The 25,628-nt window shown below is 37.3% G+C and carries 25 protein-coding genes and 1 riboswitch; of the genes, 17 read left to right on the top strand and 8 right to left on the bottom strand.

Annotation, left to right across the window (positions count from 1 at the left end; translation table 11 throughout):
* The first annotated feature begins 54 nt into the window (after positions 1 to 54).
* Both ACFPYN_RS04230 and ACFPYN_RS04225 read left to right on the top strand, forming a co-directional pair.
* Positions 55 to 1,176 (top strand): diguanylate cyclase, encoded by a 1,122-nt coding sequence (locus ACFPYN_RS04230; RefSeq protein ID WP_377732706.1) that lies wholly within the window; start codon positions 55 to 57, stop codon positions 1,174 to 1,176.
* 200 nt (positions 1,177 to 1,376) lie between these two features.
* Entirely contained in the window at positions 1,377 to 2,675 is a 1,299-nt protein-coding gene (locus ACFPYN_RS04225; RefSeq protein WP_377732704.1) for an ATP-binding protein, read from the top strand.
* Positions 2,676 to 2,771: 96 nt separating this feature from the next.
* Here the strand turns inward: ACFPYN_RS04225 and ACFPYN_RS04220 are convergent, their stop codons facing one another.
* The gene (locus tag ACFPYN_RS04220; RefSeq protein WP_377732703.1) at positions 2,772 to 3,914 is read right to left on the bottom strand and encodes a CAP domain-containing protein; all 1,143 of its coding nucleotides are present in this window, start codon (positions 3,912 to 3,914) and stop codon (positions 2,772 to 2,774) included.
* Positions 3,915 to 4,465: 551 nt separating this feature from the next.
* Here ACFPYN_RS04220 and ACFPYN_RS04215 point away from each other — a divergent pair.
* The 7 genes from ACFPYN_RS04215 to ACFPYN_RS04185 all read left to right on the top strand — a co-directional run bounded on the left by ACFPYN_RS04215 (position 4,466) and on the right by ACFPYN_RS04185 (position 11,343).
* Positions 4,466 to 5,008 (top strand): VanZ family protein, encoded by a 543-nt coding sequence (locus tag ACFPYN_RS04215; RefSeq protein WP_377732702.1) that lies wholly within the window; start codon positions 4,466 to 4,468, stop codon positions 5,006 to 5,008.
* 37 nt (positions 5,009 to 5,045) lie between these two features.
* Positions 5,046 to 5,198: a Fur-regulated basic protein FbpA gene (locus tag ACFPYN_RS04210; RefSeq protein ID WP_377732701.1), complete on the top strand. Its 153-nt coding sequence runs from the start codon at positions 5,046 to 5,048 to the stop codon at positions 5,196 to 5,198.
* 474 nt (positions 5,199 to 5,672) lie between these two features.
* Positions 5,673 to 6,896 carry a carboxylate--amine ligase gene (locus ACFPYN_RS04205; RefSeq protein WP_377732700.1) on the top strand — a complete coding sequence of 408 codons (1,224 nt, stop codon included), beginning with the start codon at positions 5,673 to 5,675 and terminating at the stop codon, positions 6,894 to 6,896.
* Between the two features lie 3 nt (positions 6,897 to 6,899).
* A complete protein-coding gene (locus ACFPYN_RS04200; protein WP_377732699.1) occupies positions 6,900 to 7,601 on the top strand; it encodes an aspartate/glutamate racemase family protein in 702 nt (233 codons plus the stop codon).
* A gap of 450 nt (positions 7,602 to 8,051) precedes the next feature.
* The gene (locus ACFPYN_RS04195; RefSeq protein ID WP_377732698.1) at positions 8,052 to 9,203 is read left to right on the top strand and encodes a DEAD/DEAH box helicase; all 1,152 of its coding nucleotides are present in this window, start codon (positions 8,052 to 8,054) and stop codon (positions 9,201 to 9,203) included.
* Entirely contained in the window at positions 9,200 to 10,429 is a 1,230-nt protein-coding gene (locus tag ACFPYN_RS04190) for an aminopeptidase (protein WP_377732697.1), read from the top strand. The genes ACFPYN_RS04195 and ACFPYN_RS04190 overlap by 4 nt, the downstream gene beginning before the upstream one ends.
* 11 nt (positions 10,430 to 10,440) lie before the next feature.
* A complete protein-coding gene (locus ACFPYN_RS04185; RefSeq protein WP_377732696.1) occupies positions 10,441 to 11,343 on the top strand; it encodes an SGNH/GDSL hydrolase family protein in 903 nt (300 codons plus the stop codon).
* 34 nt (positions 11,344 to 11,377) lie between these two features.
* On the opposite strand, the gene ACFPYN_RS04180 is transcribed toward ACFPYN_RS04185, so the two are convergent.
* From ACFPYN_RS04180 to ACFPYN_RS04170, 3 genes are read right to left on the bottom strand one after another with little or no spacing between them, the layout of a single operon-like run.
* Positions 11,378 to 11,512: a hypothetical protein gene (locus ACFPYN_RS04180; protein ID WP_377732695.1), complete on the bottom strand. Its 135-nt coding sequence runs from the start codon at positions 11,510 to 11,512 to the stop codon at positions 11,378 to 11,380.
* Positions 11,513 to 11,567: 55 nt separating this feature from the next.
* On the bottom strand, positions 11,568 to 11,930 hold the full coding sequence (locus tag ACFPYN_RS04175) for a DUF4870 domain-containing protein (RefSeq protein WP_377732694.1): 363 nt from the start codon (positions 11,928 to 11,930) through the stop codon (positions 11,568 to 11,570).
* 57 nt (positions 11,931 to 11,987) lie between these two features.
* Positions 11,988 to 13,058: a M20 family metallopeptidase gene (locus ACFPYN_RS04170; protein ID WP_377732693.1), complete on the bottom strand. Its 1,071-nt coding sequence runs from the start codon at positions 13,056 to 13,058 to the stop codon at positions 11,988 to 11,990.
* A gap of 136 nt (positions 13,059 to 13,194) precedes the next feature.
* A riboswitch (TPP riboswitch) is annotated at positions 13,195 to 13,299 on the top strand.
* Between the two features lie 96 nt (positions 13,300 to 13,395).
* Here ACFPYN_RS04170 and thiT point away from each other — a divergent pair.
* Together thiT and map are read left to right on the top strand one after the other, a co-directional pair.
* Positions 13,396 to 13,980, top strand: a complete 585-nt coding sequence (thiT, locus tag ACFPYN_RS04165) for an energy-coupled thiamine transporter ThiT (protein WP_377732692.1) — start codon at positions 13,396 to 13,398, stop codon at positions 13,978 to 13,980.
* Positions 13,981 to 14,233: 253 nt separating this feature from the next.
* Complete coding sequence (gene map, locus ACFPYN_RS04160; RefSeq protein ID WP_377732691.1) at positions 14,234 to 14,983, top strand: type I methionyl aminopeptidase; 750 nt, start codon at positions 14,234 to 14,236, stop codon at positions 14,981 to 14,983.
* A gap of 647 nt (positions 14,984 to 15,630) precedes the next feature.
* On the opposite strand, the gene ACFPYN_RS04155 is transcribed toward map, so the two are convergent.
* Positions 15,631 to 16,386, bottom strand: coding sequence for a TspO/MBR family protein (locus ACFPYN_RS04155; protein WP_377732690.1), 756 nt, complete (start codon positions 16,384 to 16,386; stop codon positions 15,631 to 15,633).
* A 107-nt stretch (positions 16,387 to 16,493) separates the two neighbouring features.
* Between ACFPYN_RS04155 and ACFPYN_RS04150 the strand changes: the two genes are divergently transcribed.
* The 4 genes from ACFPYN_RS04150 (at position 16,494) to ACFPYN_RS04135 (ending at position 20,280) form a co-directional block, all read left to right on the top strand.
* The gene (locus ACFPYN_RS04150; RefSeq protein WP_377732688.1) at positions 16,494 to 17,270 is read left to right on the top strand and encodes a polyphosphate kinase 2 family protein; all 777 of its coding nucleotides are present in this window, start codon (positions 16,494 to 16,496) and stop codon (positions 17,268 to 17,270) included.
* Between the two features lie 52 nt (positions 17,271 to 17,322).
* Complete coding sequence (locus ACFPYN_RS04145; protein ID WP_377732687.1) at positions 17,323 to 19,125, top strand: M3 family oligoendopeptidase; 1,803 nt, start codon at positions 17,323 to 17,325, stop codon at positions 19,123 to 19,125.
* Positions 19,126 to 19,129: 4 nt separating this feature from the next.
* Positions 19,130 to 19,675 (top strand): GNAT family N-acetyltransferase, encoded by a 546-nt coding sequence (locus ACFPYN_RS04140; protein ID WP_377732686.1) that lies wholly within the window; start codon positions 19,130 to 19,132, stop codon positions 19,673 to 19,675.
* Between the two features lie 182 nt (positions 19,676 to 19,857).
* Positions 19,858 to 20,280, top strand: coding sequence for a DUF4395 domain-containing protein (locus ACFPYN_RS04135; RefSeq protein ID WP_377732685.1), 423 nt, complete (start codon positions 19,858 to 19,860; stop codon positions 20,278 to 20,280).
* 66 nt (positions 20,281 to 20,346) lie between these two features.
* Here ACFPYN_RS04135 and ACFPYN_RS04130 read toward each other — a convergent pair whose 3' ends face one another.
* Positions 20,347 to 20,901, bottom strand: coding sequence for a beta-class carbonic anhydrase (locus ACFPYN_RS04130; protein WP_377732683.1), 555 nt, complete (start codon positions 20,899 to 20,901; stop codon positions 20,347 to 20,349).
* Between the two features lie 174 nt (positions 20,902 to 21,075).
* Between ACFPYN_RS04130 and ACFPYN_RS04125 the strand changes: the two genes are divergently transcribed.
* The gene (locus tag ACFPYN_RS04125) at positions 21,076 to 22,221 is read left to right on the top strand and encodes a nitric oxide synthase oxygenase (protein ID WP_377732682.1); all 1,146 of its coding nucleotides are present in this window, start codon (positions 21,076 to 21,078) and stop codon (positions 22,219 to 22,221) included.
* On the opposite strand, the gene mreBH is transcribed toward ACFPYN_RS04125, so the two are convergent.
* Both mreBH and ACFPYN_RS04115 read right to left on the bottom strand, forming a co-directional pair.
* On the bottom strand, positions 22,222 to 23,229 hold the full coding sequence (gene mreBH, locus ACFPYN_RS04120; RefSeq protein ID WP_377732681.1) for a rod-share determining protein MreBH: 1,008 nt from the start codon (positions 23,227 to 23,229) through the stop codon (positions 22,222 to 22,224).
* A gap of 267 nt (positions 23,230 to 23,496) precedes the next feature.
* On the bottom strand, positions 23,497 to 24,729 hold the full coding sequence (locus ACFPYN_RS04115; protein WP_377732680.1) for an aminopeptidase: 1,233 nt from the start codon (positions 24,727 to 24,729) through the stop codon (positions 23,497 to 23,499).
* 309 nt (positions 24,730 to 25,038) lie between these two features.
* On the opposite strand from ACFPYN_RS04115, the gene ACFPYN_RS04110 reads away from it, so the two are divergent.
* The gene (locus tag ACFPYN_RS04110) at positions 25,039 to 25,626 is read left to right on the top strand and encodes an acetylglutamate kinase (protein ID WP_377732679.1); all 588 of its coding nucleotides are present in this window, start codon (positions 25,039 to 25,041) and stop codon (positions 25,624 to 25,626) included.
* Positions 25,627 to 25,628 lie beyond the last annotated feature (2 nt).

Below are 25,628 nucleotides of genomic sequence, written 5' to 3'. Positions count from 1 at the left end.
CTTTACACGATATTTTTTTAGATTTTCTAAAAGTAAAAAGTAAGGGGGGGAGACATGCTATTTATTAAGGAATACTTAGTTAACTTTTCTGTGTTAATTACAATTATTTATTTATCTGGGTTTCTATACAAACAAATTTTAGTGAATTCCGGTAAAAAATTTATTGAGCTATCTCTTATTGTGATTGCGATTTTAGGTGGGTGGTGCTCGATGTTCTTCGGGATTCACCTGAATGATTCTGTCATATTTGATTTGCGATTTATTCCTATTATCATTGCAACCATGTATACTCGAAACCCCCTTTATATATTATTGATTGGGATTGGTATTGGCTTTACTCGCTTTTCATTTGGCATTAGCGATGCAGCTATAGCTGGTTTTATAACTTTGATCATACTTTCAGTAGTAGGAATGATGATCTACTGGATTTCGAAGGCATGGCCGGTGTACACAAAAATGATTGTGGTTGTATTTGTCATGAATATCGTCAATACTTTTTCCATTGGCTTTCTTGGTGTGATGCCAATTGACGAATATTTAAGTATCATGGTGCCTTCATCATTACCTATTAATATTATTTTAAGTATTTTTCTTTTGTGGATGGTTAAGGATTTAAGTGATGAGTATGTGTATAAAATTGATTTATTAAATTCATCGAGAAAAGACCCCTTAACTCAACTATATAATAGACGTGCTTTCATGCATTTTTATGATATGTATACATCTAAGAAAAAGAATTATTCCCCTTTATCAATTGCTTTTATTGACATTGATCACTTCAAAAAAGTGAATGATCAATATGGACATATTGTTGGAGATGTTGTGTTGCAAAAAGTGAGTCAAATTATTTCAAATAACCTTAGAAGTGTTGATATTATTTCACGTTATGGTGGCGAAGAGTTTGTTGTGATTCTTCCTTTATGCACCAAAGAAGATGTGCAGCGAGTAATAGAAAGAATTCGTTATACAACGGAAACACATCCAATTGTCGTAGATCATTTAAATATATCCATCACATTATCAGCAGGAGTTGCTACTTCGCCGAATATTCATGTTAAACAGTTACTCCAAAAAGCTGACGAAGCACTTTATGTTGCAAAAGCAAATGGTAGAAACCAAGTTGCAGTGGCAAGCCATGATGATAGTATTCATGGGATGGTTGCTAGATCTAACTGAAGACAATTTATGCGCTAATATATGAACTGCCTAAAGAGAAGTAAATCTCTTTAGGTAGTTTTTTTTACATACCAATGTACGAATGTAATGACGAATAGACTGAATATAGAAAACAATTAATAAAATTCTTAAGAAAGATTGTATAAACTTTATTCAAGAGTTAATATTTACCTATAAGTACGAATTGGAGAAGATAAACAGTGGAATTACTAACTATGCATTTCCTATTTAATCTAGCATTATTAATTGTGTTGCTCTTTTTTATTTTAATGTGGGCAGAGAAATCTGGTATTAAGCGATTAAACAAAGGAACGGCGACATTATATTTTATCAGTTCATTGGTGCTTTGCTATGTATTTTCATATGAATTAAATGAAGAAATAGTGTTGGATCTACGGATTGTTCCGTTTATGATAGGTGGCCTTTATATGGGGCTGAGTCCGATTTTGGGTCTACTAATCATTGTCATACGTGGGTTTCATGGAATCGATTTTGGTTTTTATATTGCAGTCGGATTTTATGGACTATTTAGCTATTTAATATGGGCCATTTCTCCTTGGTTTATGAAACGTACTGCTAAATTCAAAATACTATTTTCGGTTGGTGTCACGTTACTGATAAGTATCCTCTTATTAGTCGGGCTCGAAATTATGGCACCACCAAATCATCCGCTAGATGTATGGTTTGCCTATCTTTTTGTTCCGCCATTAGGAGTTGCAATGATTTCTTATATCATGGAGGTTATCGAAAAGAATGTTCTTTTGCGACAACGATTAGTTAAAGCAGAAAAATTGGACGCCGTTGAACAAATGGGCGCAGCCATATCTCATGAGATTCGAAATCCACTAACATCTGCCATGGGGTTTCTTCAACTTTTAGAAGATGATTTACTGGATGTCAAAAAGCAGAAACAGTACCTCTCCATAATGAAAGAAGAATTAGCAACAGCTGAAAAAGTTATACAAGATTATTTAACATTTTCCAAACCTACTATGGATTCAATAGAAGTTTTTGAAGTTCAAGAGGAGCTTGGCAAAATACTGAAATTGCTCCAACCTTCAGCGAATAAGAACTCGGTAAAAGTTGAAAGCGAATATACGTCACTTAGTTTAATAGAAGGGGATCGTCAAAAATTCCATCAATGTTTTGTTAATGTTGTTAAAAATGCGATTGAATCGATGCCGAATGGTGGAGATTTATCCGTAACAACGCATTCAAATGCTTCTCATGTGACCATTATGATCCAAGATACAGGTGTTGGAATGACGAAAGAACAAATTGAACGATTAGGCGAACCATACTATTCAACGAAAGGAGACAAAGGCACGGGTCTCGGGGTAATGGTGGCAAATAGTATCGTCAAGGCAATGAAAGGTACAGTTCACGTGAAAAGTAAAGTCGGGGTAGGTTCAATTTTTACATTTACTTTTCAACTGTCAAACAAAAATGACAAGATTTTTTCAAATCAAGATTCGCATTATGCTACGGTCGGTAGGTAGTTAATAGAAAAAAGGCAGTTCCCAGTTATTGTGGGGACTGCCTTTTCTCTGTATGGTAAGAAATTCTCATGCTCAACCAACTGGATGGACTCAACATTATGGTTTGTAAAAGTTCTCGGTATAGTATGGTTGGTTTTCCTCGTTAAAGGCGACACCAACACCGAGTAAAGTAAAGTCTCGTTTTAACAAATTTTTACGATGGCCAATAGAGTTCATTAATCCTTCATGTGCAAATATACTACTTGACTGACCGTAAGCTAAATTTTCTCCGGCAACTGAATAATTAATATTATCCATAGTCATTCGATCAAATGGGGATTGTCCATCTAAATTGGTGTGACTAAAGTAATTTTGATCCGCCATATCTAGACTATGTTTGTAGGCGGTGTCACGAATAGCGGATTCCCATCTCACTGGTGGAACCTTATGGTGCACACGAGCGGCATTCGTTAAATCGAATAACTGAAACTCGAAACCACTTCGTAAATCCTCACTAGTGTCGCCATATAAAGCAGGTTTTTGTTTTTCCAAACTGTCCGATATGATTTGAATGGCAGTTACTGTATCGTTTTCATGAACGTCATAAAATACAGTCACATATACATTCTCAATTAAGAATGTATCCATTTCACCGTCATCGTTCAAAATGTAATTGATATTGCCTTTTTGAATTTGTTTTACGGGTTTTCCTAATGCTTCTTGAACAACTGATTTTTGGCTATTTAACTTAACGTCAAATGAAGAAGCAATTAAATCGTTATTTGTAAATAAAGCATTTACTCGAGAAGCGTCATCAAAGGAAACCATTAGAAAGTTTTGAAAATCTGTATGAAATGTATGCCACTCTGAGCCATATTCATTAGTAGTAATCCTTTTTGCTTTCCCAAGTTCTTGAGTGACGCTATCCATTTTGTCTCCAATTTGGATGTTGTGCACCGAAAATAATCTATCAGTAGGTGTAGCTAATGTAGGTTTTTCAACTTGAGTAACAGGTGCATAACTGGTTTCGGTTGGCCTCAAGGTCAGCTTTGCTGGAATCGTTGTTAATGTATTTGAAAGATCATCTATTGTGTTTTCTATGAAAGGTTGATCTTTTAATAATTCATAGCCTTTGTTTACTTGAGCGTCAATCGCATCTAAAAAAGATACGTCAACATAGTCACTGGCTGGCTTTTCCCAGAGTGGACTTGTTAAATAGGCTACAATAAGTAGTGTTACTATAGAGGATAGGTAACGCATTCTTTGCCACTCCTTCCGGCTTCCAATACACGGCGCATCTCTTCGTCAACTGCATTCACTCACATCCTCACGTACTTGAGTACGCTCCGGTGTTCGCTCAATTGCTTCCTCGACCTGCTTGTGTCTTGAAACCCTCGTATTCGCCTTCCAATACACGGCTCATCTCTTCGTCAACTGCATTCACTCACATCCTCACGTACTTGAGTACGCTCCGGCGTTCATGCACTCACTTCCTAGATTAGCTTGTGTACTTGAAGCTCTGGCTTACAATACAAGACGCTTCTTTTCATCAGTGGTTAGCAACTATAATAGATTAATTATCATGCTAGCAATTTTATTATAGAATAGGTAACACCTATTTCCATATGATTAACACTCGCCTAGTAACAGAATATCCAACTTTGCACTCGTGAATACGTGAAAGTTGGGTTCAAAGCTCAAAAATTAGTTATGAATATTATTGGATAAAGATTAGAATAAGGGGACTACATGAAAGAAAAAGGTGCTATATGGATTCTATTCTGAGATATATACAAGATATGGGTTTTTATATGGTATTAATTTTACCTGTTATAATAGTCATCCGTATCTTTCAAATAATTAATTCTAAAAAGAAAACGAGAATTTCTCGTGAACTAGGTATTACATTATTTTTTATGTTCCTTACAGGATTGTTATCACAAACTATTTTACCAACAGTGAGTGTTCAAGGTGGGGGAATACAGCTAATTAACGGGGATCATCAAGCCATAAATCTTGAACCCTTTCGTGTATTAACCGAGACCTATAATGCCATCAGGTATTTAAATTTGTGGCAACCTTTTTTAATTAATTTCGTTGGTAATATTGTGATGTTTATACCCATTGGTTTTCTTCTTCCGTTGTTATGGAAAAAGTTTGATCGAGCGTGGCGAACGGTTGGAATTGGATTTCTTCTATCCTTAATTATTGAAATCTTGCAACTGCCTCAAATGCGCAGTAGTGATGTGGATGATTTGTGGCTTAACACATTAGGTGCCTGTATTGGCTATGTTCTTTATAAGTTTTTGCCAATTAACTTCAAAAAAAGTTTTAACATTAAACAAGCTGGGTAAACATCGTTTGAGTAAAAATGTTAAGGAGTTAATCATCATGATCCCACTTATAGAAACAAAAATGGACGGAAAGAAAATGAACGTAATTGACGATTTAGTTCAACAAGGTGTTTTTAAAGTCGAAGGAAAACAATTATATGAACTATCACTATATGAATTAATCAAAGAACATATGGAACAAACAGAGTAAAAATGCGTCAGAGTGACGGGAGCGATCCTGTTATTCTGGCTCTTTTTTTAAGATATACAGTACAAGTTTTTTTCGAGCTACACTTTTGATTATAGAGGAGCTATGTCTAGCTCCATGCGCCAGCTCGCACATAAGCTTTAGACCCTCAGGCGAAAGAAATATTTCGCATCGGTTCTTCCAGCACCAGTGTCGAGCTACAAGGCGAATTGCGCTTTTCTTTTGAGATAGCTGCAAAACAGATTGAAAGTCCTGCTTAAACTTTCGCTCTAAAAATGATATAATTTCACATTGAGACACTTGAACTCAAAATAATAATCACCACACGGTTAGTTGGTCCATATACATACAAGTTTATATGGACATAGGCAACCTTGTGAAACACATACCTAATAGACAAAAGATGAAATATACGTAGAAATATATTATCGTTACAATAAAAATACTATGTTTTTGGAAAAGAGAGTTGATATCACGATGACAGTAAATCATTCGTTTTTACCTATATTGCTTGGTTCTGATATGAATGCATACGGAATGGCACGCGCTTTTCACGAAGCTTACGGACTGAAGCCCCTTGTTTTAGGGCGTATGAATTTATCAGCAACCCAAGATAGCAAAATTTTGGATTTTCAAGTTATTCCTCATTTAAACGAACAAGATGTGTTCGTTCCGGCACTTAAAAAAGTGGCGAGTCAACATGCAGATAAAAAGTTATTACTCCTAGCTTGTGGAGACGATTATGCAAAATTAATTATTAAAAATAAAGAACAATTATCAAAGCATTTTGCAGTACCTTACATTGATGAGAAATTAATGGATCGTATCGTATTAAAAGAGAATTTCTATGATATTTGTGAGCAATATGGCTTTGCTTATCCTAAAACATCACTCTGTACTTTTGGAAACAAAGATTCTTTTACAATAGATTTTATGTATCCAATCATCATAAAAGCATCAAATTCAGTAGAATATTGGAATTGCTCATTCCCTGGAAAGAAAAAAGTATTTGTTGCACATGATGAAGCAGAAAAAAATGCGATTATCGATGCCATTTATAAATCATCTTACAAAGATAATCTTACGATTCAAGAATTTATTCCAGGAGACGATTCTTATATGCGAGTGTTAAATGCGTATGTAGGGAAAGATGGAAAAGTTAAACTTATGTCATTAGGGAATCCGATTTTAGAAGAGCATTCCCCAGAAGGTATTGGTAGCTATGCGGCTATTATTAATACGTTTGATGAAGCTTTGCTTGACCGAGTTCGTTCCTTCTTAGAAGATATTGGCTACACCGGCTTTGCCAATTTTGATATGAAGTTGGATTTGCGTGATGGTGAATACAAGTTATTTGAGATTAACTTGAGAAATGGACGTAGTAGTTACTATGTTACAGCGAGTGGTCATAACTTGATGAAGTATGTAGCAGATGATCACATGCTTAATATTCCTCAAACGTTAACGTATGCAAAAGACAAGCACCTTTGGATGATCATTCCAAAAGGTGTGTTATTCAAATATGCACAAAACGAACAGCTTAAACAACAAGCGAAAGAGTTAATTTCTGAAGGGAAAGTGACGAATCACTTATTTTATAAAGAAGATTTTAATCCGAAGCGCTGGGCAAAATTAATGTTAAATAATTTAAATTATTACCGCAAATATAAAAAATACTTCAATAATAAAGGTTTGTCATAAGTTATGAAAAAGAAAGTGTTAGGCATCATCGGTGGGGTTGGCCCGCTTGCAACGATGTTGCTTGGTGAAATGATCGTTAAACGGACAAAAGCCCTTACCGATCAACAACATGTCAATATGGTAATTACCAATAATACAAGCATTCCTGACCGCACCACATATATTTTGGATCGCTCGAAAGCTAACCCTGTTCCTGTCATGATTGCAGATGCAGCTAAGTTAAAATCTATTGGTGCTGAAGTATTAGCTGTTCCGTGTAATACCGCTCACTCTTTTTATCCTGAGATTCAACAGGGAGCGGATATGCAGGTATTGCATATGATTAATGAGACAGCAAAACGAGCTGCGCAAATAGGTGCGAAAAAAGTCGGTATTTTAGCAACAACGGGTACTTTGACTACTTCTGTTTATCAGCTAGCCTGCCAAAACGCTGGTGTCCAACCAATTGTGCCAGATGAGGAAACACAAGAAATGGTCATGTCTATCATTTATGATGATGTAAAAGCAGGGCGGTCTGTAGACTTTTTAAAATGGCAACAAATTATTAATAAGCTTGAAGGACTTGGTTGCGACCGAATTATTTTAGGATGCACTGAACTATCAATCGTTAAAAAAGAGTTGAATCTTGATGATACTTATATTGATTCATTAATGGTATTAGCTGAAAGTGCAATTCTTGCTTGTGGCTATGAATTAAATGATTAACCACGCTCTGTCCCTTTTTTGGGACAGAGTTTTTCTTTCTAGAACGTATATAATTTTAGTTCCATAAATCCAATGTTTCAGGTGTTTTCGATAAAAAAATTGATTCATTAAAAGTGTTGATTTCCGTTTCAGTCGGACGCTTTCCACTACAATCCATGAAGTGAGTAGTAACCAACAAGAAAATCTATCAATTGCTTTTTGCTAAGACACGAATAAATGATTCTAAGTTAAACCAACCTATAATCGTAATTGCCATCTATATTAGGAGATTGAAGCCATGCCCGTGAAAAGCGTCCACCGTAGCGGAAATCAACAGGCTACTATGGTTATTCTTCTTAAAAGGAACGGCCCGGTTTTTCTTTTGAAAAAACGACATTTCCCTGCAGAAAAAGGCTTAATATAGCGTTTTATGGTACACTAAGAGCATGTATATATAAAGGTGGAATAACAATGTCATTTATCGAAAACTTAAAACCCGAACTTCAAAATAAATGGAAATTCAGCTATGAAATGCCTGTTCAAACACAACTAATCCCGCACATGCTTGATGGGAAAGACGTTGTCGCACAATCACCTACTGGATCGGGAAAAACATTAGCGTATGTTTTACCTATCCTAAATCAAGTAGACGGTACGATTCAAAAAACACAAGCAATTATCGTGGCTCCTTCACAAGAACTATCCATGCAAATTGTCGAAGTTCTGCGTGAGTGGACGGAAGGAACCGATATTACAGTTGCTCAATTAATTGGGGGAGCTAATATGGCTCGTCAATTAGAGAAACTAAAGAAAAAACCGACAATTGTGGTTGGTACGCCTGGTCGATTACATGAATTAGTAAAAGCTAGAAAACTGAAACTTCATGATTTACGACATATTGTTTTGGATGAAGGCGATCAGTTATTAGCAAGAGAACACCGCAATATAGCAAAAGCGATTATTGATGGTTCTAATCATGACCGACAAATCGTAGTCGTATCTGCAACCATTACAGAAGAAATCGAGTTAGTTGCAAGTCGCATGATGAAAGATCCTATTCGTATTCACGTAACTCATGAAGAGTTGCCTGCGCAAGGGAAAGTAGTCCATTCCTTTGTAAAAGTAGAAGAACGCGACAAAACTGATTTACTGCGACGTCTAGCACATGTAAAAGGAATGCGAGGCTTAGCATTTGTAAACAACCTAGATCAGTTGTTGATGAAAGAATCGAAGTTGAAATTCCGTGATGCTAAAATTGTAGCTTTACACTCTGATATGAAAAAAGAAGAACGTAAGCAAGCATTGGCATCTTTCCGTAAAGGTGAAGTGAGTATCTTAATAGCTACTGACATCGCAGCGCGTGGGTTAGATATCGAAGGCTTAACGCATGTTATTCATGTCGATGTGCCACACTTGATTGAACCATATTTGCATCGTTCAGGCCGAACAGGTCGTGCCGGTGCTGATGGCGAAGTTTTATCATTATTAACGTACACAGATGAAAAAAATTATAAAAAATGGACGAAAGAATTACCTTCAAAACCTGTTCAAAAAGTATGGGACCAAGGCCAACTAATTGAGGGTTCATCTAAAACCTTGCTACAAAGGGGGAAAAAGAAATGACGTTTGAAGAAAAATTAGCAGAATATGCTGATTTGGCTGTACGTGTTGGGATAAACGTCCAACCTGGACAGTACGTGTTGATTAACACGACTACAGACACTCTTGATTTTACGCGGTTAGTTGTTAAAAAGGCTTACGAAGCAGGTGCGAAACGTGTTCATGTTAATTTTTCGGATGGACCGACCAATCGTGCTTTTTATGACCTTGCACCAGATTCTGAAATGCATGAATTTCCTGCATGGATGGTTACACAAAGAGAAGAATTAATTGATCAACAGGGATCGCTATTATGGATAGATGCTGAAGATCCTGATTTATTAGCAGGTGTTCCTGCAAAACGTATATCTGATCAACAAAAAGTAGCAGGACGGGCTTTAGAAAAATACCGAGCTTCCGTCATGTCAGATAAAATTTCATGGTCAATTGTCGCCATTCCCTCTAAAATGTGGGCACAAAAAGTGTTTCCGGACCTACCAAAGGACAAGCAAGTATCTGCTTTATGGGATGCCATTTTTAAAACGGTGCGCATCGGTGAAGGCAATGCTGTCGAACAGTGGAAGTCACATATTCGGGAATTAGAAAAACGGGCTACTGCATTAAATGACAAGAGATTTAAAAAACTTATTTATAAAGCACCTGGTACTGAGTTAACAATTGAATTACCAGAAAAACATTTATGGATGACTGGTGCTAGCAGAACTCCTAATAGAACTGCATTTATTGCCAATATGCCAACTGAAGAAGTGTATACAGCACCTTTGAAATTAGGTGTAAATGGGCATGTTCGCAATACAAAACCATTTGTTTATCAAGGAAATATTATTGATGGTTTTACCTTAACATTTGAAAACGGTAAAATAATTAAGGCACAAGCAGAAAAAGGAAATGATTTACTGCAACAATTGATTCAAAATGACGAAGGTTCAGCTTATCTCGGTGAGTTGGCTTTAGTTCCTCATGAATCACCTATTTCTTCTTCTGGAATTTTGTTCTACAATACATTGTTTGATGAAAATGCATCAAACCATTTAGCAATTGGTGAAGCGTATCCTACTTGTGTTGAAGGCGCGCGTGATTTAGAAGAATCACAACTTCAAGCACTGGGGTTAAACACTTCCATGACTCATGAAGATTTTATGATTGGTAGCGGAGAGATGGATATTGATGGTGAACGTCATGATGGAACGCTTGAAGCTATTTTCCGTCATGGTAACTGGGCATTTTAAGAGGTGATGTTATGATAAAAAAACAATTAACTATTCTTTTTGTCGTCATGGGTTTATTTCTCGTGCCACTTCAAACAAGTGCTCAAGTTTTTGGGCCTATTTCGTATGTAGCTCTTGGCGATTCTCTTGCCGCTGGTCAAACTCCAACACGTGAAATTGACACTGGATATAGTGATTTAATTGCTCAAGAAATTGGCCGTAATCAACCACTGGCTTTTTATTCAAAAGACTTAGCATTTCCAGGGTTTACAACTACTGATGTGCTGGAGCGAGTACAGTCTAAAGAAGCGAAGCCTTTGCTTCAAAATGCAAATGTCATAACGATTTCTGCGGGAGCAAATGATCTGCTACGTTTGATTAGAGCAGATGTGAAGTCAGGTTCATTAACCTTTCAACAAATTCCAGCCGATTACTCATTAAACAGCGTTCGAAAAAACATGGTGAAAATTCTTAGTGAGTTGAAAAAAATAGCACCGAAAGCACAAGTGTATGTGATGGGTTATTATTTTGCATATCCACATGCACGAGATTCCCAGAAGGCCGGTACAGCGAAACAATTAAATCGACTTAATGAAATCTTAGCAAAAGTGGCAAAAGAGGCAGGGGTGCAATTTGTATCAGTTGACGCTGCTTTTGGAGATAGTGCGACTGGAAAAATACCAAATCCGGCAGATGTACATCCAAATGTAGAAGGTTACCGAGCAATGGCAAACAGTTTTTTCAATGTCTATGCAAAAGGTACAATGCAAGTAATACCAAGTGAAATACCGGTTGCAAATCCGCTAACGTTTGAGCAAATTTTGCAACAACAAAAACAAGGTACTACAAAAGCTAGTGATGATTCAGCTATATTACCATCTTCTTTATTAGAAGAAGAATTTTTAGCTTTTTCTGAACTAAAACCACTCATATAAAAAGTTGGAACTCAAATGAATGAGTTCCAACTTTTTATTTGTTTTGATATGTGGTGTTTGTAGTAGTAGTAGTTGTCGTATTTTTCTTCTTATCCATTACTTTTTTCACGATTGGAATAATGATTGGTGCAAATTTTATAGCTGTTTTAACTAAGTTACCTATTTTCATATATATCGCTCCTATCACTATTGTATAGTGGTGTATTTCCCGAAAGTAAGAATTACTAAACCTCTTGTATTACTTTAATTCCTTGAACAATGTTCCAAATCAATACAGCAATCGACAAAATCCCATATAACAACATAAACAATATAGGAATGCCTGCAGACATGAAATCAAAAGAGGAAGTCGCAGTTGGTGCAATCGAATAATCCATAGTACTATACATGGTTACTGAACTAACCATTAAAACAATAAACCCTATAACGCCTAAAGCGACGGGAATCAAATGTGATAAAAAAGACCGTTTTGCATGGTGCTTTACTAAAGTATCAGGTGAAATAAAGTACACAATTAGTGGTAATAAAAATGGAGCAAATAAAACACTGAAATAACATAAAGCGGATAATACACGGCGATTATCCAAAATTACTCCTCCTCTAAACGATAGTACCTACTAATACGGTGCACCATGCAAATGGTTTCATCTTAATGCATGTTTTGTTAGAATATCTGCATATTGTTCCACAGAGGATAGTAACACGTATTCGCCAGGACCGTGCCAATCGTCACCACTTGGGCCGAATTCAATAGCACCAGCACCCGTCTTCGCATAATAGCGAGTATCTGCGGCTCCATGCTGTCCAAATAACACGGCATCTTTTTGTGTTACTTCAGCTGTTACAACTGCAAGTGATTGAACAAAAGGATTATCTTCAGTTGTCGTAATTGCTGGTGTTTTACCTCCAGGTTTCACGATATTTTTAGGATTAATTGATTGGGCAAGCTCCGTCATTTCTTCGATAATATCTTCCCAATTTTGACCTGGTACAAAACGGATATCGTAATTGACTTCACATTGATCTGGTACAACATTATAACGGTCACCTGCTTGAATTTTAGCCAAATTGATTGAAGGATATTCATAATATTCATTGCTTGCTTTAGTGAATGGCAATGTTTTTAACTTCTCATGGAACACATAAGAAGCTTCAATAGCATTCGTACCTTCCCAAGGACGGGATCCATGTGCTGCCTTTCCGAAAAGTGTTACAGTAGCATGTAAAATTCCTTTAGATTGCACACTTAGTTTTAAACGTGTGGGCTCTCCACATATGACAAAATCACCCGAGCGTCCAATCTCAACGAGATGACCTGATGTTTTTCTTCCACCTGTTTCTTCATCCGTTACAATATGCAAAACAATCCGCTGTTTTAATTGTTCTTTAGCTGAAGAAATGCGACGAAAAGCTTCCATCATTGCTGCAACGCCAGCTTTCATATCCGCTGATCCACGACCATAAAGGCGATCGCCATCAATAACTGGATTAAATTGCTCGATTTTTCCAGGAACTACATCTACATGGCCATTCCAAACGATGGTAGTTGGACCTTGTCCTATTTCTGCGTGAATCATTAATCGTCCTTCATTCTCTATAATTTCATGTGTGATTTCATGACGATCCAACCATGTAGAACAAAAGCGAAGTGCCTCATTTGCACCATCCTCAGTATCACTTTTAATTGCTACTAAATTTTTCAACAATTCGATCATGTACCTTCACATCCTTATTGAATTTTATATACTCAGTATACTGATAGAGACTCTAGAAGTCACAGTACTACTGAACCCTCTTGCTTCTTTTCCCCACTTTCTGTACAATTAACCCGTAATATGAAAATTAGATGTTAAGTACCACAAGGGGAGCCTGTAATGGCTGAGAGTGAACGAGAAAAGTTCTAACCCTTAGAACCTGTAAGTTAATGCTTGCGCAGGGATGTGGATAGAAACCGACTCCAACGACGTCAGGCTCTGTCCTTGAGGTCGTTTTTTTGTGGTTTTTTTCACCCTGACATGCGATTTGCAGTACATCGCAAAAGGAGGAAGAAAGATGAGAAATCAAAAAGTTTTACTGCTAGTAGAGATTGCGATTTTTGCTGCGTTGGGGTTTGTATTGGATTTTGTTGCTTTTAAAATGCCGCAAGGGGGATCTGTCAGTTTAGTGATGATTCCAATTGTTTTAATGGCGTTCCGCAGAGGGGCATTAGCCGGCGTTATAACTGGGTTGCTAGTTGGCCTGTTGCAAATTGTTTCAGGATTAATATCAGTGACCCCGTTGTCATTTAATTTTGTAGTTATGCAAGTCATTCTAGATTATTTAATTGCTTATGGTGTAGTTGGATTCGCAGGATTGGTGCGATCACAATACTTTAAATATGCACAACAGAATAAACGTGGAAAATTGATAGTCACGATTGTTTCTGCTGTATTTATTGGTTCGTTCTTGCGTTATGTTATTCATGTTATAACCGGTATTTTCTTCTTTGGCATGTATGCTGAAGATGCTAATGTATTTATGTACTCGACTATTTATAATGCAACTTACATGATCCCAGTATTTCTATTGAGTGCTTTCGTGTGCTCATTACTTTTCTTAGCTGCCCCACGATTACTTGAACCAAATAAAACGGTGTAACGCGTTGCTCACTGGCTATCATGTACATTTGATAACAAGTGGACATAAACTGACTTGAATGGTCGGAAAGCGTCTTCTGGCGTTTGAAAATCATCTAATACTCTTAAAAGACAAGAGTTAAAATGTATATAAAATAAATCAACCTAGTAGATTGATTTCCTGAATGTTCAGAATGGTCCTGGCATATGGGAAAGCATCTTTTCTTATGGTATAGTATGGGATATATATTTTGAGAAAGAAGGATTTTAAGAATATGATTGCAAAAACAACTGAAGACTTTGAGTCGTTAAAAACAATAGGCAGAATCGTTGCTGAGATTCGCGACGCAATGCGTGCAGCAACGAAACCCGGTGTGACAACAAAAGAAATTGATGAACTTGGCGGACGTATGTTTGAAGAAACAGGAGCAATCTCAGGTCCTAAAGGGGAGTATGATTTTCCTGGTTTCACTTGCATTAGTGTAAACGAAGAAGTTGCGCACGGAATACCAGGTTCACGCATAATAAAAGATGGTGACCTCGTCAACATTGATGTTTCTGGATCTCTTAATGGCTATTTTGCAGATACAGGCATTTCATTCGCTGTTGGTGAAGGCCATAAGAAAATAGAAAAACTTTGTGAAGTCGCAGAAAGCTCTTTTGATCGAGCGATGTTAAAAGTAAAAGCAGGTGCACGCTTAAACCAAATCGGTAAAGCTGTTGAACGCGAAGCTAAACTTAATGGCTATACAGTCATCATGAACTTAACAGGTCATGGGATTGGTAAATCTCTTCATGAAGCGCCCCAACATATTCTGAATTATTATGATGCTTGGGAACCAACTATTTTGAAAGAAGGAATGGTTTTAGCAGTAGAGCCGTTTATTTCTGAAAAAGCGGAACATATCGTGGAATCTGGAGACGGCTGGACATTTTTAACGCCAGACAAATCTCTGGTCGCACAAATTGAGCATACAGTCATCGTCACAAAAGGCGAACCCATTTTAATTACAAAAATCAATTAACACGAAAACACCAACTGAGCGATTGCGCAGTTGGTGTTTTTTAAAAATATTAGAAAGTATAAGATTTTTCAAGCTACACCTTTTAACTTGGCGTAGCTATGTCTAGCCCCAAGCGCCAGCTCGCGGGGCACCTTAATGGGGTCAGAAAGACGATTTCACTTTTCATCTTTCTAGCGCCAGTGTCGAGCTAGAAGGCGCTTTCCGCTTTTTCTTAGAAGATAAGAAAGTATATAATTTTAATTCCATAAACCCAGTGTTTCAGGTCCTTTGGTCAAAAAGATGATTCATTACTATTGTTGATTTCCGTTTCAACGCCCTTTCATGTTTCGAAGCTAGCGTAGCGATGCAGAAACAGGCGGACGCTTTCCGCGGGGCGGTCGGTGAGCCTCCTCGGTCACTTCGCGATCTGCGGGGTCTCACCTGACCCGCTGATCCCGCTGGAAAGATATTGGACGAACTGTGATTCGTCCGATATCTTTGCGACGAGTAACCGCAGGAGCACATGTTTTTGCAGTGACGAGGAGACTGAAGCCATGCCCGCGAAAAGCGTCCACCGTAGCGAAAATTAACAGGCTACTATGGTTACACTTCTTAAAAGTACCTGTCGCACTTTGCACGGTTTTTCTTAATTAAATAGTAGTGAATGATTAACCTTGTACGCTTTTTGGTGATGAGCTAGAATTGCGCATTGATTTCTTCATAAATATAATGCCTGCAAGCATAACGGCACTTAAAAAAAGAGCAGCTGTTGAGACAAGTAGTTCATCAAAGCCATTGCGAACGGCTATACCAACAAAAGCCCAAATAAAGACGAGCACATAGGCGATATCAAAATGATGGTAACGAATGTGTAGTGCAAGTGCTGCACCGATTGTCATCATTATGACTGCCCATAAGGGATCACTTAATCCCCAGCCATCCCATTCATAATAGGTTAGAACATAACTAATATTAGCAATTGTTGCGACACTGATCCATCCTAAATAGATGGAAATGGGCAGACGACTCGTGATGTGGTTATCTGATACTGAATATGTTTTGTATAAAAGGATAAGTGTAATAAGAAATCCAATCATAACTACGACTGTTAATAAAAATTCTTCATAATGCCACAAGTAAATCCATGTTATATTCAAAATACAACTAATGATAAACAGAGTTGAGCGCTTTAAATAGGCAGCATCATCTTGTTTACTTTTTTTCCACATGCCAACTAGCCAAACGATTAACAATACGTATATGACAGACCAAATCGAGAATACATATCCAGCTGGTGTAAATAAAACTGGAAGACGATTGGAAATTTCACCTGTAGTTTGATTATTTAAAGGCAAAATATTAGCTAATGCATTAATAACAATCACACTAGTCAAAGCAATGACCATAAGTGCGAAACGACCCATAGCGTTCACCTCCCATACTTTAGTATAACGTCATGCCACAGTAACAACAAATACCTATTTACCAAAAATTTCTGTAAAATAACATATAAACGAATGGAGGGTTTAAGATGAATGTTCAATTAAGTGAATTACGCATGGAAAAACCATACGAAGATAACAAAAAATACAAAAAAGAATTAAAACAGCTCCAATACGACATGTTAAACGTTCAGCAACATTTATTCAACCAAAAAGTGGGATTAGTGCTTGTTTTCGAAGGCATGGATGCAGCAGGGAAAGGGGGAGCAATTAAAAGAGTAACAGAGAGATTGGACCCGCGAGGTCTTGTCGTTCACCCAATTTCAGCCCCACACCCACATGAATTAAGGCACCATTACTTACAACGTTTTTGGCGAAAGCTTCCTCAGCACGGTCAAATTGGTATCTTTGATCGTTCTTGGTATGGACGAGTATTAGTAGAACGGATCGAGGGATTTGCTACAAAGCCACAATGGAAGCGTGCTTTCAAAGAAATTAATGACTTTGAAAAATCATTGACGGATGAATCATACATTGTGGTGAAATGCTGGTTACACATTACAAAAGAAGAGCAATTGAAACGTTTTGAAGAGCGCCGAGAAGACCCCTACAAACAATGGAAATTAACCGATGATGATTGGAGAAACCGTGATAAATGGGCAAACTATGTTAGTGCTGCAGAAGACATGTTCAAAAAGACACATACTGAACATGCACCTTGGATAGTAATTGAAGCAAATGATAAGAAAAATGCACGTGTCATTGTTTTAAAAAGCATTCTAGAACATATTATGCAAGTGTGCAAAGAAAAAGGCATTCCTGTTATTAATCCACAACCCGATGTTTCGCAAGGCGAAGAAGCATGATATAATTATGTAGTATTTTCGGAAAATTTAGAAAGACATGGGGGAAATGAGATTGACTACCAAAACATATGCAGAAGTATGGGATTTAGATGTATTTTTTAAAGGGGGAAGTTCATCTCCTGAGCTTCGCGAACATTTAAATGCTTTAAACGTTAAATTAGATTTATTTGAACAAACATTATCAACTTTTGAGGTACCAAAAAATGAATCAGACGCAGATAAAATCGTATTAATTATAGAAGAAACGAAACAAGTAGCAGAAAACTTATCACAAGCTGGAGCTGTCGTTGGATGCTATTTAGCTCAAGATACAACAGACAAACAAGCAACCTTACTACAAGGTGAAATCGGTTCATTAGGAGCTCGATTTTCTTCGTCCATGTTAGTTGTACAACAACAACTGTCTAGAACAGAAGACAGTGTGTGGGCTACGTTGATGCAAGATAATCGATTAAAAGAATTTGCTTTCGTGTTAAATGAATGGCGAGATGAAGCAAAAGAATTGCTGTCAGAAAAAGAAGAAGACATGATCACGGCACTTGGCGTGGATGGTTATCATGGATGGAGTCAACTATATGATTTATTAGTTGGTGACGTGAAAGTTCGTGTCACAGTTGATGGAGAAGAAAAAGAGTTTTCTGTTGGGCAAGCGAGTAACTTAAGTTCTCATTCAGATCCATCAGTTCGTAAAGAATCGTTTGAAACACTTGAACAAGCTTGGACAGACAAAGAAGAGTTCTTTGCAAAAACACTAAATCATATGGCTGGTTTCCGATTAGCGGTGTATAAAAAACGCGGCTGGGATTCAGTATTAAAAGAACCACTGGATATGAATCGTATGAAGCAAGAAACATTAGACGCTATGTGGGGAGCAATTAGTGCTCATAAAGCACCTTTTGTAAAATATTTAAAGCGTAAGTCGGAGTTAGTTGGTGCAGACGCGATGCATTGGTACGATTTAGATGCACCTGTTACTGAATCTACAGAAAAAGTTTCGTATCAAGAAGGCGCGGAATTTATTTTGAAACAGTTTGGCAAATTCGGTCCAGAACTTGAGAAATTCTCGCGCAAAGCATTTGAAGATGAGTGGATTGAAGCTGAAGATCGTCCGAATAAACGTCCTGGTGGATTCTGTACGGGCATGCCATTGTCAGAGCAATCTCGAATATTCATGACGTATAGTGGAACAATGTCTAATGTTGCAACACTTGCTCATGAACTTGGCCATGCTTTCCATTCGCATGTACTTCGACCTGTACACTGGATGAATCGTCAATATGCAATGGGAGTTGCTGAAACAGCTTCAACTTTTGCAGAAATGATTGTTGCGGATGCCGCTGTAAAAGAAGCGACATCAGCTGATGAGAAATTAGCGTTACTAGAAGATAAAATTCAACGCAGTGTAGCATTCTTTATGAATATCCATGCTCGTTTCTTATTTGAAACCCGTTTCTATGAAGAACGTAAAAAAGGAATCGTTGCAGCTAGCCGTTTAAATACACTAATGGAGGAAGCACAACGTGAAGCATTCGGCGATGGACTAGGTGAAGTGCATCCTCACTTTTGGGCATCTAAACTTCATTTCTATATTTCACGAGTACCATTTTATAACTTCCCGTACACGTTTGGTTATTTATTCAGCTTAAGTATTTATGCAAAAGCAATTGAAGAAGGAAGTAGCTTTGAAGAGAAGTATATTGCATTACTTCAAGATACGGCTATCATGTCTGTTGAAGATTTAGCTATGAAACATTTGGGTGAAGACATCACACAACACGCTTTCTGGGAAAAAGGAATTGCACTATGTATTAAAGATGTGGAAGAGTTTCTTGAATTAACTTCATCTAAAGGGTGACTTTATGATTTTACTTGAAGGTCAAACTTGTTTTTTACGAACCTTACGTGAACATGATGCTGCTGAATTGGCTCATCTTGTGACGAAAAATCGATTTTACTGGTCTGTTTTTGAACCGAGACACCAAGATTCTTATTTTACAGCAGCTGTTCAACGAGAAAAAATATTGGAATCATTACATCATATGAAAAATCAACGTGAATTTAGCTTTGGTATATATGATATAAAAACAAATTACTTAGTGGGTCACATTTCCATGTATGGTATTAAAAGACTTCCTTTTTCTAGTTCATTTATAGGCTATTCCATAGATGAAATGAACATTGGTAAAGGGATTGGTACAGAAGCGGTCAAACTTGTTGTTAAATATGGAATGGAAGTTGTTGGTTTGCATCGAATAGAAGCCTATGTATCTCCACGTAATATTGGGTCGATTCGTGTTTTAGAAAAAGCGAATTTGCTACAGGAGGGCTTACTTCGACAACTACTTTTCATTAATGGAGAGTGGGAAGATCACTTCATCTATGCAATTCTAGAAAATGACTATTGAAAAGGTAAGGCCGCTTGGCGGAAATGGCGAATAACGATGAAAGGTTGGCTTCTCAATTGAGAAGCCAACCTTTTTTGTCGATTTCCCGGGAAATATATCGAGAGATAGGCGTATATATTTACAAATTCAAAAAATCATCATATACTATTATTATAAATCCTATAAGAATAGTGGGTATTAATATGAAAACAATTCCGAAGCCTCTCGTATTAGCTAATCAATGGACGATTGTTGTGTCAGTAGTCCTTTCACTTATAACTCAAACAGCATGGATCTTGCTGTTACCTTTAATCTCATGTCTTTTAGGTTTATTAGCAGGGTACAATCCGATTTTAGTTGTTGTAAAGAAATTTTTAACTAAGCCTTCTAATCAATATGTCCAAGAAGATTATGAGCAACTACAATTTAACCAGTGGTTAGCTGTAGGATTTTTAGTTATTGCTTGTATAAGTTATTTCATGAAATGGACTGTTTTGTTTAACATTGCAACGATAATGGTTGGTATTGCTGCACTCGTAGCCATACTAGGATTTTGTGTGGGTTGTTTCATTCGCTTCCAATACCAACAGTGGATGCATCGTCGAAAGAAATCAGTTGCACAATAACCTCAGCAAAACATAAAAAGAGAGCTGCCCTTAGTCATATTTTATGACTAAGGCAGCTCCCTTTTTTTACTTATCTTTTACCATATCTAATCTGCCTGTAGCAGGGTCAATGACTAAACCGTGGACTGGGAAACCTTTCACCATGAGTGGGTGATTTTTAACCATGTCTACACTATGTCTTACGCTTTCATGAACATCTTCAAATCCTCGTAACCACTCGTCTAACTCAACACCAGAATAGTTCAACATATTAATGGTGTCTTGAGAGATACCGCGATCAATCATTTTTTGTAGCATCTCATCCGGTTTAATGGCACTCATGCCGCAGTCATAATGACCGATAATATATATTTCTTCAGCACGTAATTCATAAACAGCTACAAGTAAACTGCGCATAATCCCTCCAAAAGGATGGTTAATAATTGCGCCTGCACTTTTAACGATTTTTACATCTCCATTTTTAAAATTCATAGCCTTTGGTAATAGTTCAAATAACCGTGCATCCATGCATGTTAAAATTACGACTTTTTTGTCTGGGAATTTTGTTGTAGTAAATTCTTCGTATTGTTTCTCGGATACAAATTTTTGATTAAAAGAAAGAATTTCGTTTAATAAAGTCATGTGTCAGTTCCTCCTATGTATATTACATTCTTATTGTAGATGATTTTTATGTAGTTTAGCCACTTTTATGTCACATTCCATTAGAAACATTTACGTCAAGACCTCTTATCTATTGAGAGGGAAGGAATTGTTGATTAAACTCAAATTATGTAGAAACACAAAGGATGAAATGATATGAATAACTCATTACTTCAAGATCAAGCACATGCGTTTCTTTCTCAATATGGAAAAGAAAGTGGACTGTCTGAAGAAACTATACATGAACGTCAATGCTTCATTAAAGACGAAATCGAGTCGATGGGCACCTATACGCACACCCTTGAAGAAATCACGTATGGAGCAAAGCTTGCTTGGCGTAATAGTGCAAAATGTATTGGCCGTTTATTTTGGGAAACACTCGACGTCTTTGATGCGAGGGATGTTAAGTCAAAAGAAGAGGTAGCACGACATATCCATCATCATATCCAGCATGCTACGAATGACGGGAAAATTCGGTCGACCATTACTGTTTTTCCAGCCATTAGTTCGCCTCAAACAGTACAATTGTGGAGTCATCAATTAATTCGCTACGCAGGTTACCAGGAGCAGTCTAGTGAGATTCTAGGAGATCCGGCTTGTCTAGAATTAACAATAGTTGCGCAAAGTTTAGGTTGGCAAGGTGAAGGGACTCCTTACGATATTTTACCGGTTATTTTTCAATGGAACGAAGAGCCTCCAAGTATGGTGGCAATTGAAAAGGCTGAAGTTCTTGAAGTACAAATCGATCATCCAATTAATTTAGACTGGAAATCTCTGAATTTAAAATGGTATGCCGTACCAATCATTTCAGATCGTTATCTTGAAATTGGTGGTTTGTACTATCCAGCACCTTTTAACGGGTGGTATATGGAGACTGAGATTGCAGCGAGGAATTTTGTGGATGCGTATCGCTATAATCGATTAAGAGATGTGGCGAATCAATTAAAGCTTGATACTTCAAGTACGACAACGTTTTGGAGAGACCGAGCGTTAGTTGAACTGCAGTATGCGGTGTATACGTCGTTTAAACAAGCTGGTGTTCAAATGGTTGACCATTATACAGCTGCTCAACAATTTCAGACATTTCGTGAAAAAGAAGAAAAACAACACAGGGAAGTCAAAGGGGATTGGACTTGGCTTATTCCGCCAGTTTCGCCTTCTTTGACACCTATTTTCCACCAAGGTATTGTTAATGAGGAATTGTCGCCCAATTTCGTTAAGCAAAAACGTCCAAAACTTTTCAAAAAAATAAGCGAGATGACAGAATCATCTCGCCCAACAGGTTGTCCGTTTCATTCGTGATTAACGGGCAATTTTTTGTATTTTATCCATCATTACAAGTGAACGTCCAGTACCAATTGCTACAGACTCAAGAGGTTGAGGAGCTATGTGAACAGGGACAGAGATTTCGTTAGATAACCATTCTTGCATCCCTTTCAATAGTGCACCGCCACCCGTTAAAACAACACCTTGATCAACAATGTCTCCTGATAGTTCTGGAGGACAGCTTTCAAGTGTTGAGCGAATCGCTTCTAATATTGATAATAACGATTCTTTTAATGTTTCTTGTACTTCAACAGAGCTAATGGTTATGGTTTTAGGAAGACCTGTTAAAACGTCACGTCCACGTATTTCCATAGTTTCTACTGTATGAGGTATTAAGGCATAACCCACTTCTATTTTGATTCTTTCCGCTGTACGTTCACCAATTAAGACATTAAATTGTTTACGAACAAAATGAATAATGTCTTCATCCATGCGATCTCCTGCAACTTTTACTGTGTTTGAAGAGACAACACCACCGAATGAGATAATACCCACTTCAGTCGTTCCGCCACCTATATCGACAATCACACTTGCAATCGGTTCGCTGACTGGAAGATCAGCACCTATAGCTGCTGCTACAGTTTCTTCAATCAAATGAACTTCTTTAGCTCCACTATTCTTAACCGCATCATGAATGGCACGACGCTCTACTGATGTTGCACCAGATGGTGTACATACCATGACGTTAGGTTTACGAATGGAGCTTCCTAATTTTTTACCAACTTTTTTCATGACCATGCGTAACATATCGGTTGTTACATCAAAATCAGCAATGACACCATCTTTCAATGGTCGAATAACAGTAATAGAGCCTGGAGTTTTACCAATCATACTCTTAGCTTCTTCACCAAATGCGATGACTTGTCTTGTTTTTGTATCCACCGCTACTACCGATGGTTCATTTAATATAATGCCTTTATTTTTTGTATATACAAGGATGTTAGCTGTTCCTAAATCAATCCCTAATTCAATACCTGAAAACATGCAGATTCCTCCTTAAAACGGTTTGCTACATAAGTATAGAGGATTTCAGCACATAATCCATATGGTACTTAATGACAGTTATCAATTGTTGCAACGAATTATAAGACATTAGGTGCATAAAACCGTTGAAATATAAGGAATATGTAGGATGCTGTCATTCGGTTGTTATATGGTTGTCGTTAAAATGTAAACAAATTGTTAAGTCATAACAAAAAGCAATCGTCCAAGGACGACTGCTTTTTGTACTATTCGTAGATTGTCTAGTATTTAAAACGCCCAGTTTCCAGCTCGGAAGATTGGTTCTTTCGATCCGTCTTCTAAAATCCCATCGATGTCCATTTGCTCTGAACCAATCATGAAGTCGACATGTGTAATACTTTGGTTTAAGCCGTTTTGTTGTAATTCTTCTTGAGACATTTTTTTGCCGCCTTCAAGACAGAATGCATAGGCACTACCGATTGCTAAATGATTTGAGGCATTTTCATCAAATAAAGTGTTATAGAAGAGTAATCCTGATTCAGAAATAGGGGATTGATGAGGCACTAATGCAACCTCTCCTAAATACTTCGAACCTTCATCTGTATCAACTAGTTGTTGTAACACTTCTTGTCCTTCGTCCGCTTCTACTTTAACAATACGTCCTTGTTCAAAAGTGATTTTGAAATTGTCTATGATGTTGCCGCCATAGCTTAATGGTTTTGTACTAGAGACCACACCATCAACGCCAGTTTTCAAAGGAACTGTAAATACTTCTTCTGTAGGCATGTTGGCCATAAATGTTTCGCCTTTTTCATTGACACTGCCAGCCCCACACCATAAGTGACCCTTTGGAAGTTCAATTGTAAGGTCTGTTCCTGGAGCAGTGTAATGCAATTTAAGGTAGTTCTTATTGTTTAAGTAATCTACTTTTTCATGAAGTGTTTCATTGTGGTTCGACCAAGCCTCAATCGGTGACTTAACATCTGCACGAACAGCTTTAAAGATCGCATTCCATAACGCAGATACTTGTTGATCTTCTTCTAGCTCGGGGAATACTTTAGCTGCCCATGATTTAGATGGCGCCGCAATAACAGTCCAGCTAATTTTGTCAGATTGAACATATTGACGATATTTTGATAAGGCAGTTCCAGCAGCTTTTTGGAATGCCGCAATGCGAGATGACTCAATACCTTTTAATAAATCAGGGCTTGAAGAAACAACGCTCATAAATGCTGCACCTTGCTCAGCTAGTTGTTCACGCTCTTGTATTTTCCAAGCTGGATATTCTGTGAAAGATTCACTTGGAGCTAACTCAAAGCGTGTACGTGTAATCACATCATCTGTCCAGTCGACAAATACTTGTTTTGCGCCAACTTCATACGCCGTCTTTGTTAATAAACGAACGAACTCAGGATTATCAATTGATGCCGTTATGTATAAACTTTGTCCTTCTTGAATATTTACGCCTACCTTAACAGCTAACTCAGCATATTTATTTAAGTTTTCATTAAAAGATGTCATTAGTTTATCTCCTTTTTTATACAAGCTACCTCTATAGTAGCAATATTCCAAGGAGTAAATCAATTGAAAAGTTCGTGTTGCGAAGGATTTTTTTATTAATGAATAGTATAAGGAGCATTATTTTAATGTGGTGTACATATTTTTGCAGAGAAGTTAATCGGAAATTTTGCCACAAATAGAGCGTTATTCATGTTTCATCCGATGGTTGGAAAAGGAATTTCTGTTCTGAACAAACTCTTATGAAATAAATTTGGTAACACGATTACTTAGAAAGAATAGTATATATGGATACGAATTGGAGGATATTTAATGTGCATTTACGTTTATCCAACAGGGGTTTATTATACGCCCTGTGTTAGTCGCGCTGAGCATGAATTAAGAAATACGATGCGTTTACTTTGGGAACAGCATGTCCACTGGACTAGAGCAGCTATTAATGGAATCTTAACTGATTCACCAGATTTAGATGCCGTGTTAGTTCGACTTTTAAGGAATGCTCCTGATATGGGGGACTCACTTAAACCATTTTATGGTGAGCAAGTAGGGGAACAATACAGCGCTTTAATCAAAGATCATTTAACAATTGCTGCTGAACTTGTAACCGCTGCAAAAGAAGGAGATACTCAAAGTTTTGAGGCGATCGATAAAAGGTGGTACGCCAATGCAGATGAAATTGCTGCTTTTTTAAGTTCTATTAATCCATATATCTCACAACAAGTCATGACAGAAATGATGCATGAACATTTAGACTTATTTAAAGAAGAAGCAGTTTTCATCCTTCAAAAAGATTATGAATCAGCAATTAATAAATTTGACGAAGTTGAAATGCAGGCTCTGCATATGGCAGACGACATTTCAAAAGCAATTATCCAGCAATTTCCTCAAATTCAACACTAGAT

Source organism: Paenisporosarcina macmurdoensis (assembly GCF_042658845.1).
In the GTDB taxonomy this organism is placed as follows: domain Bacteria; phylum Bacillota; class Bacilli; order Bacillales_A; family Planococcaceae; genus Paenisporosarcina; species Paenisporosarcina macmurdoensis.
The sequence above is the reverse complement of the archived record's forward strand: the minus strand, read 5'-3'. Positions and strand labels throughout refer to the sequence as shown.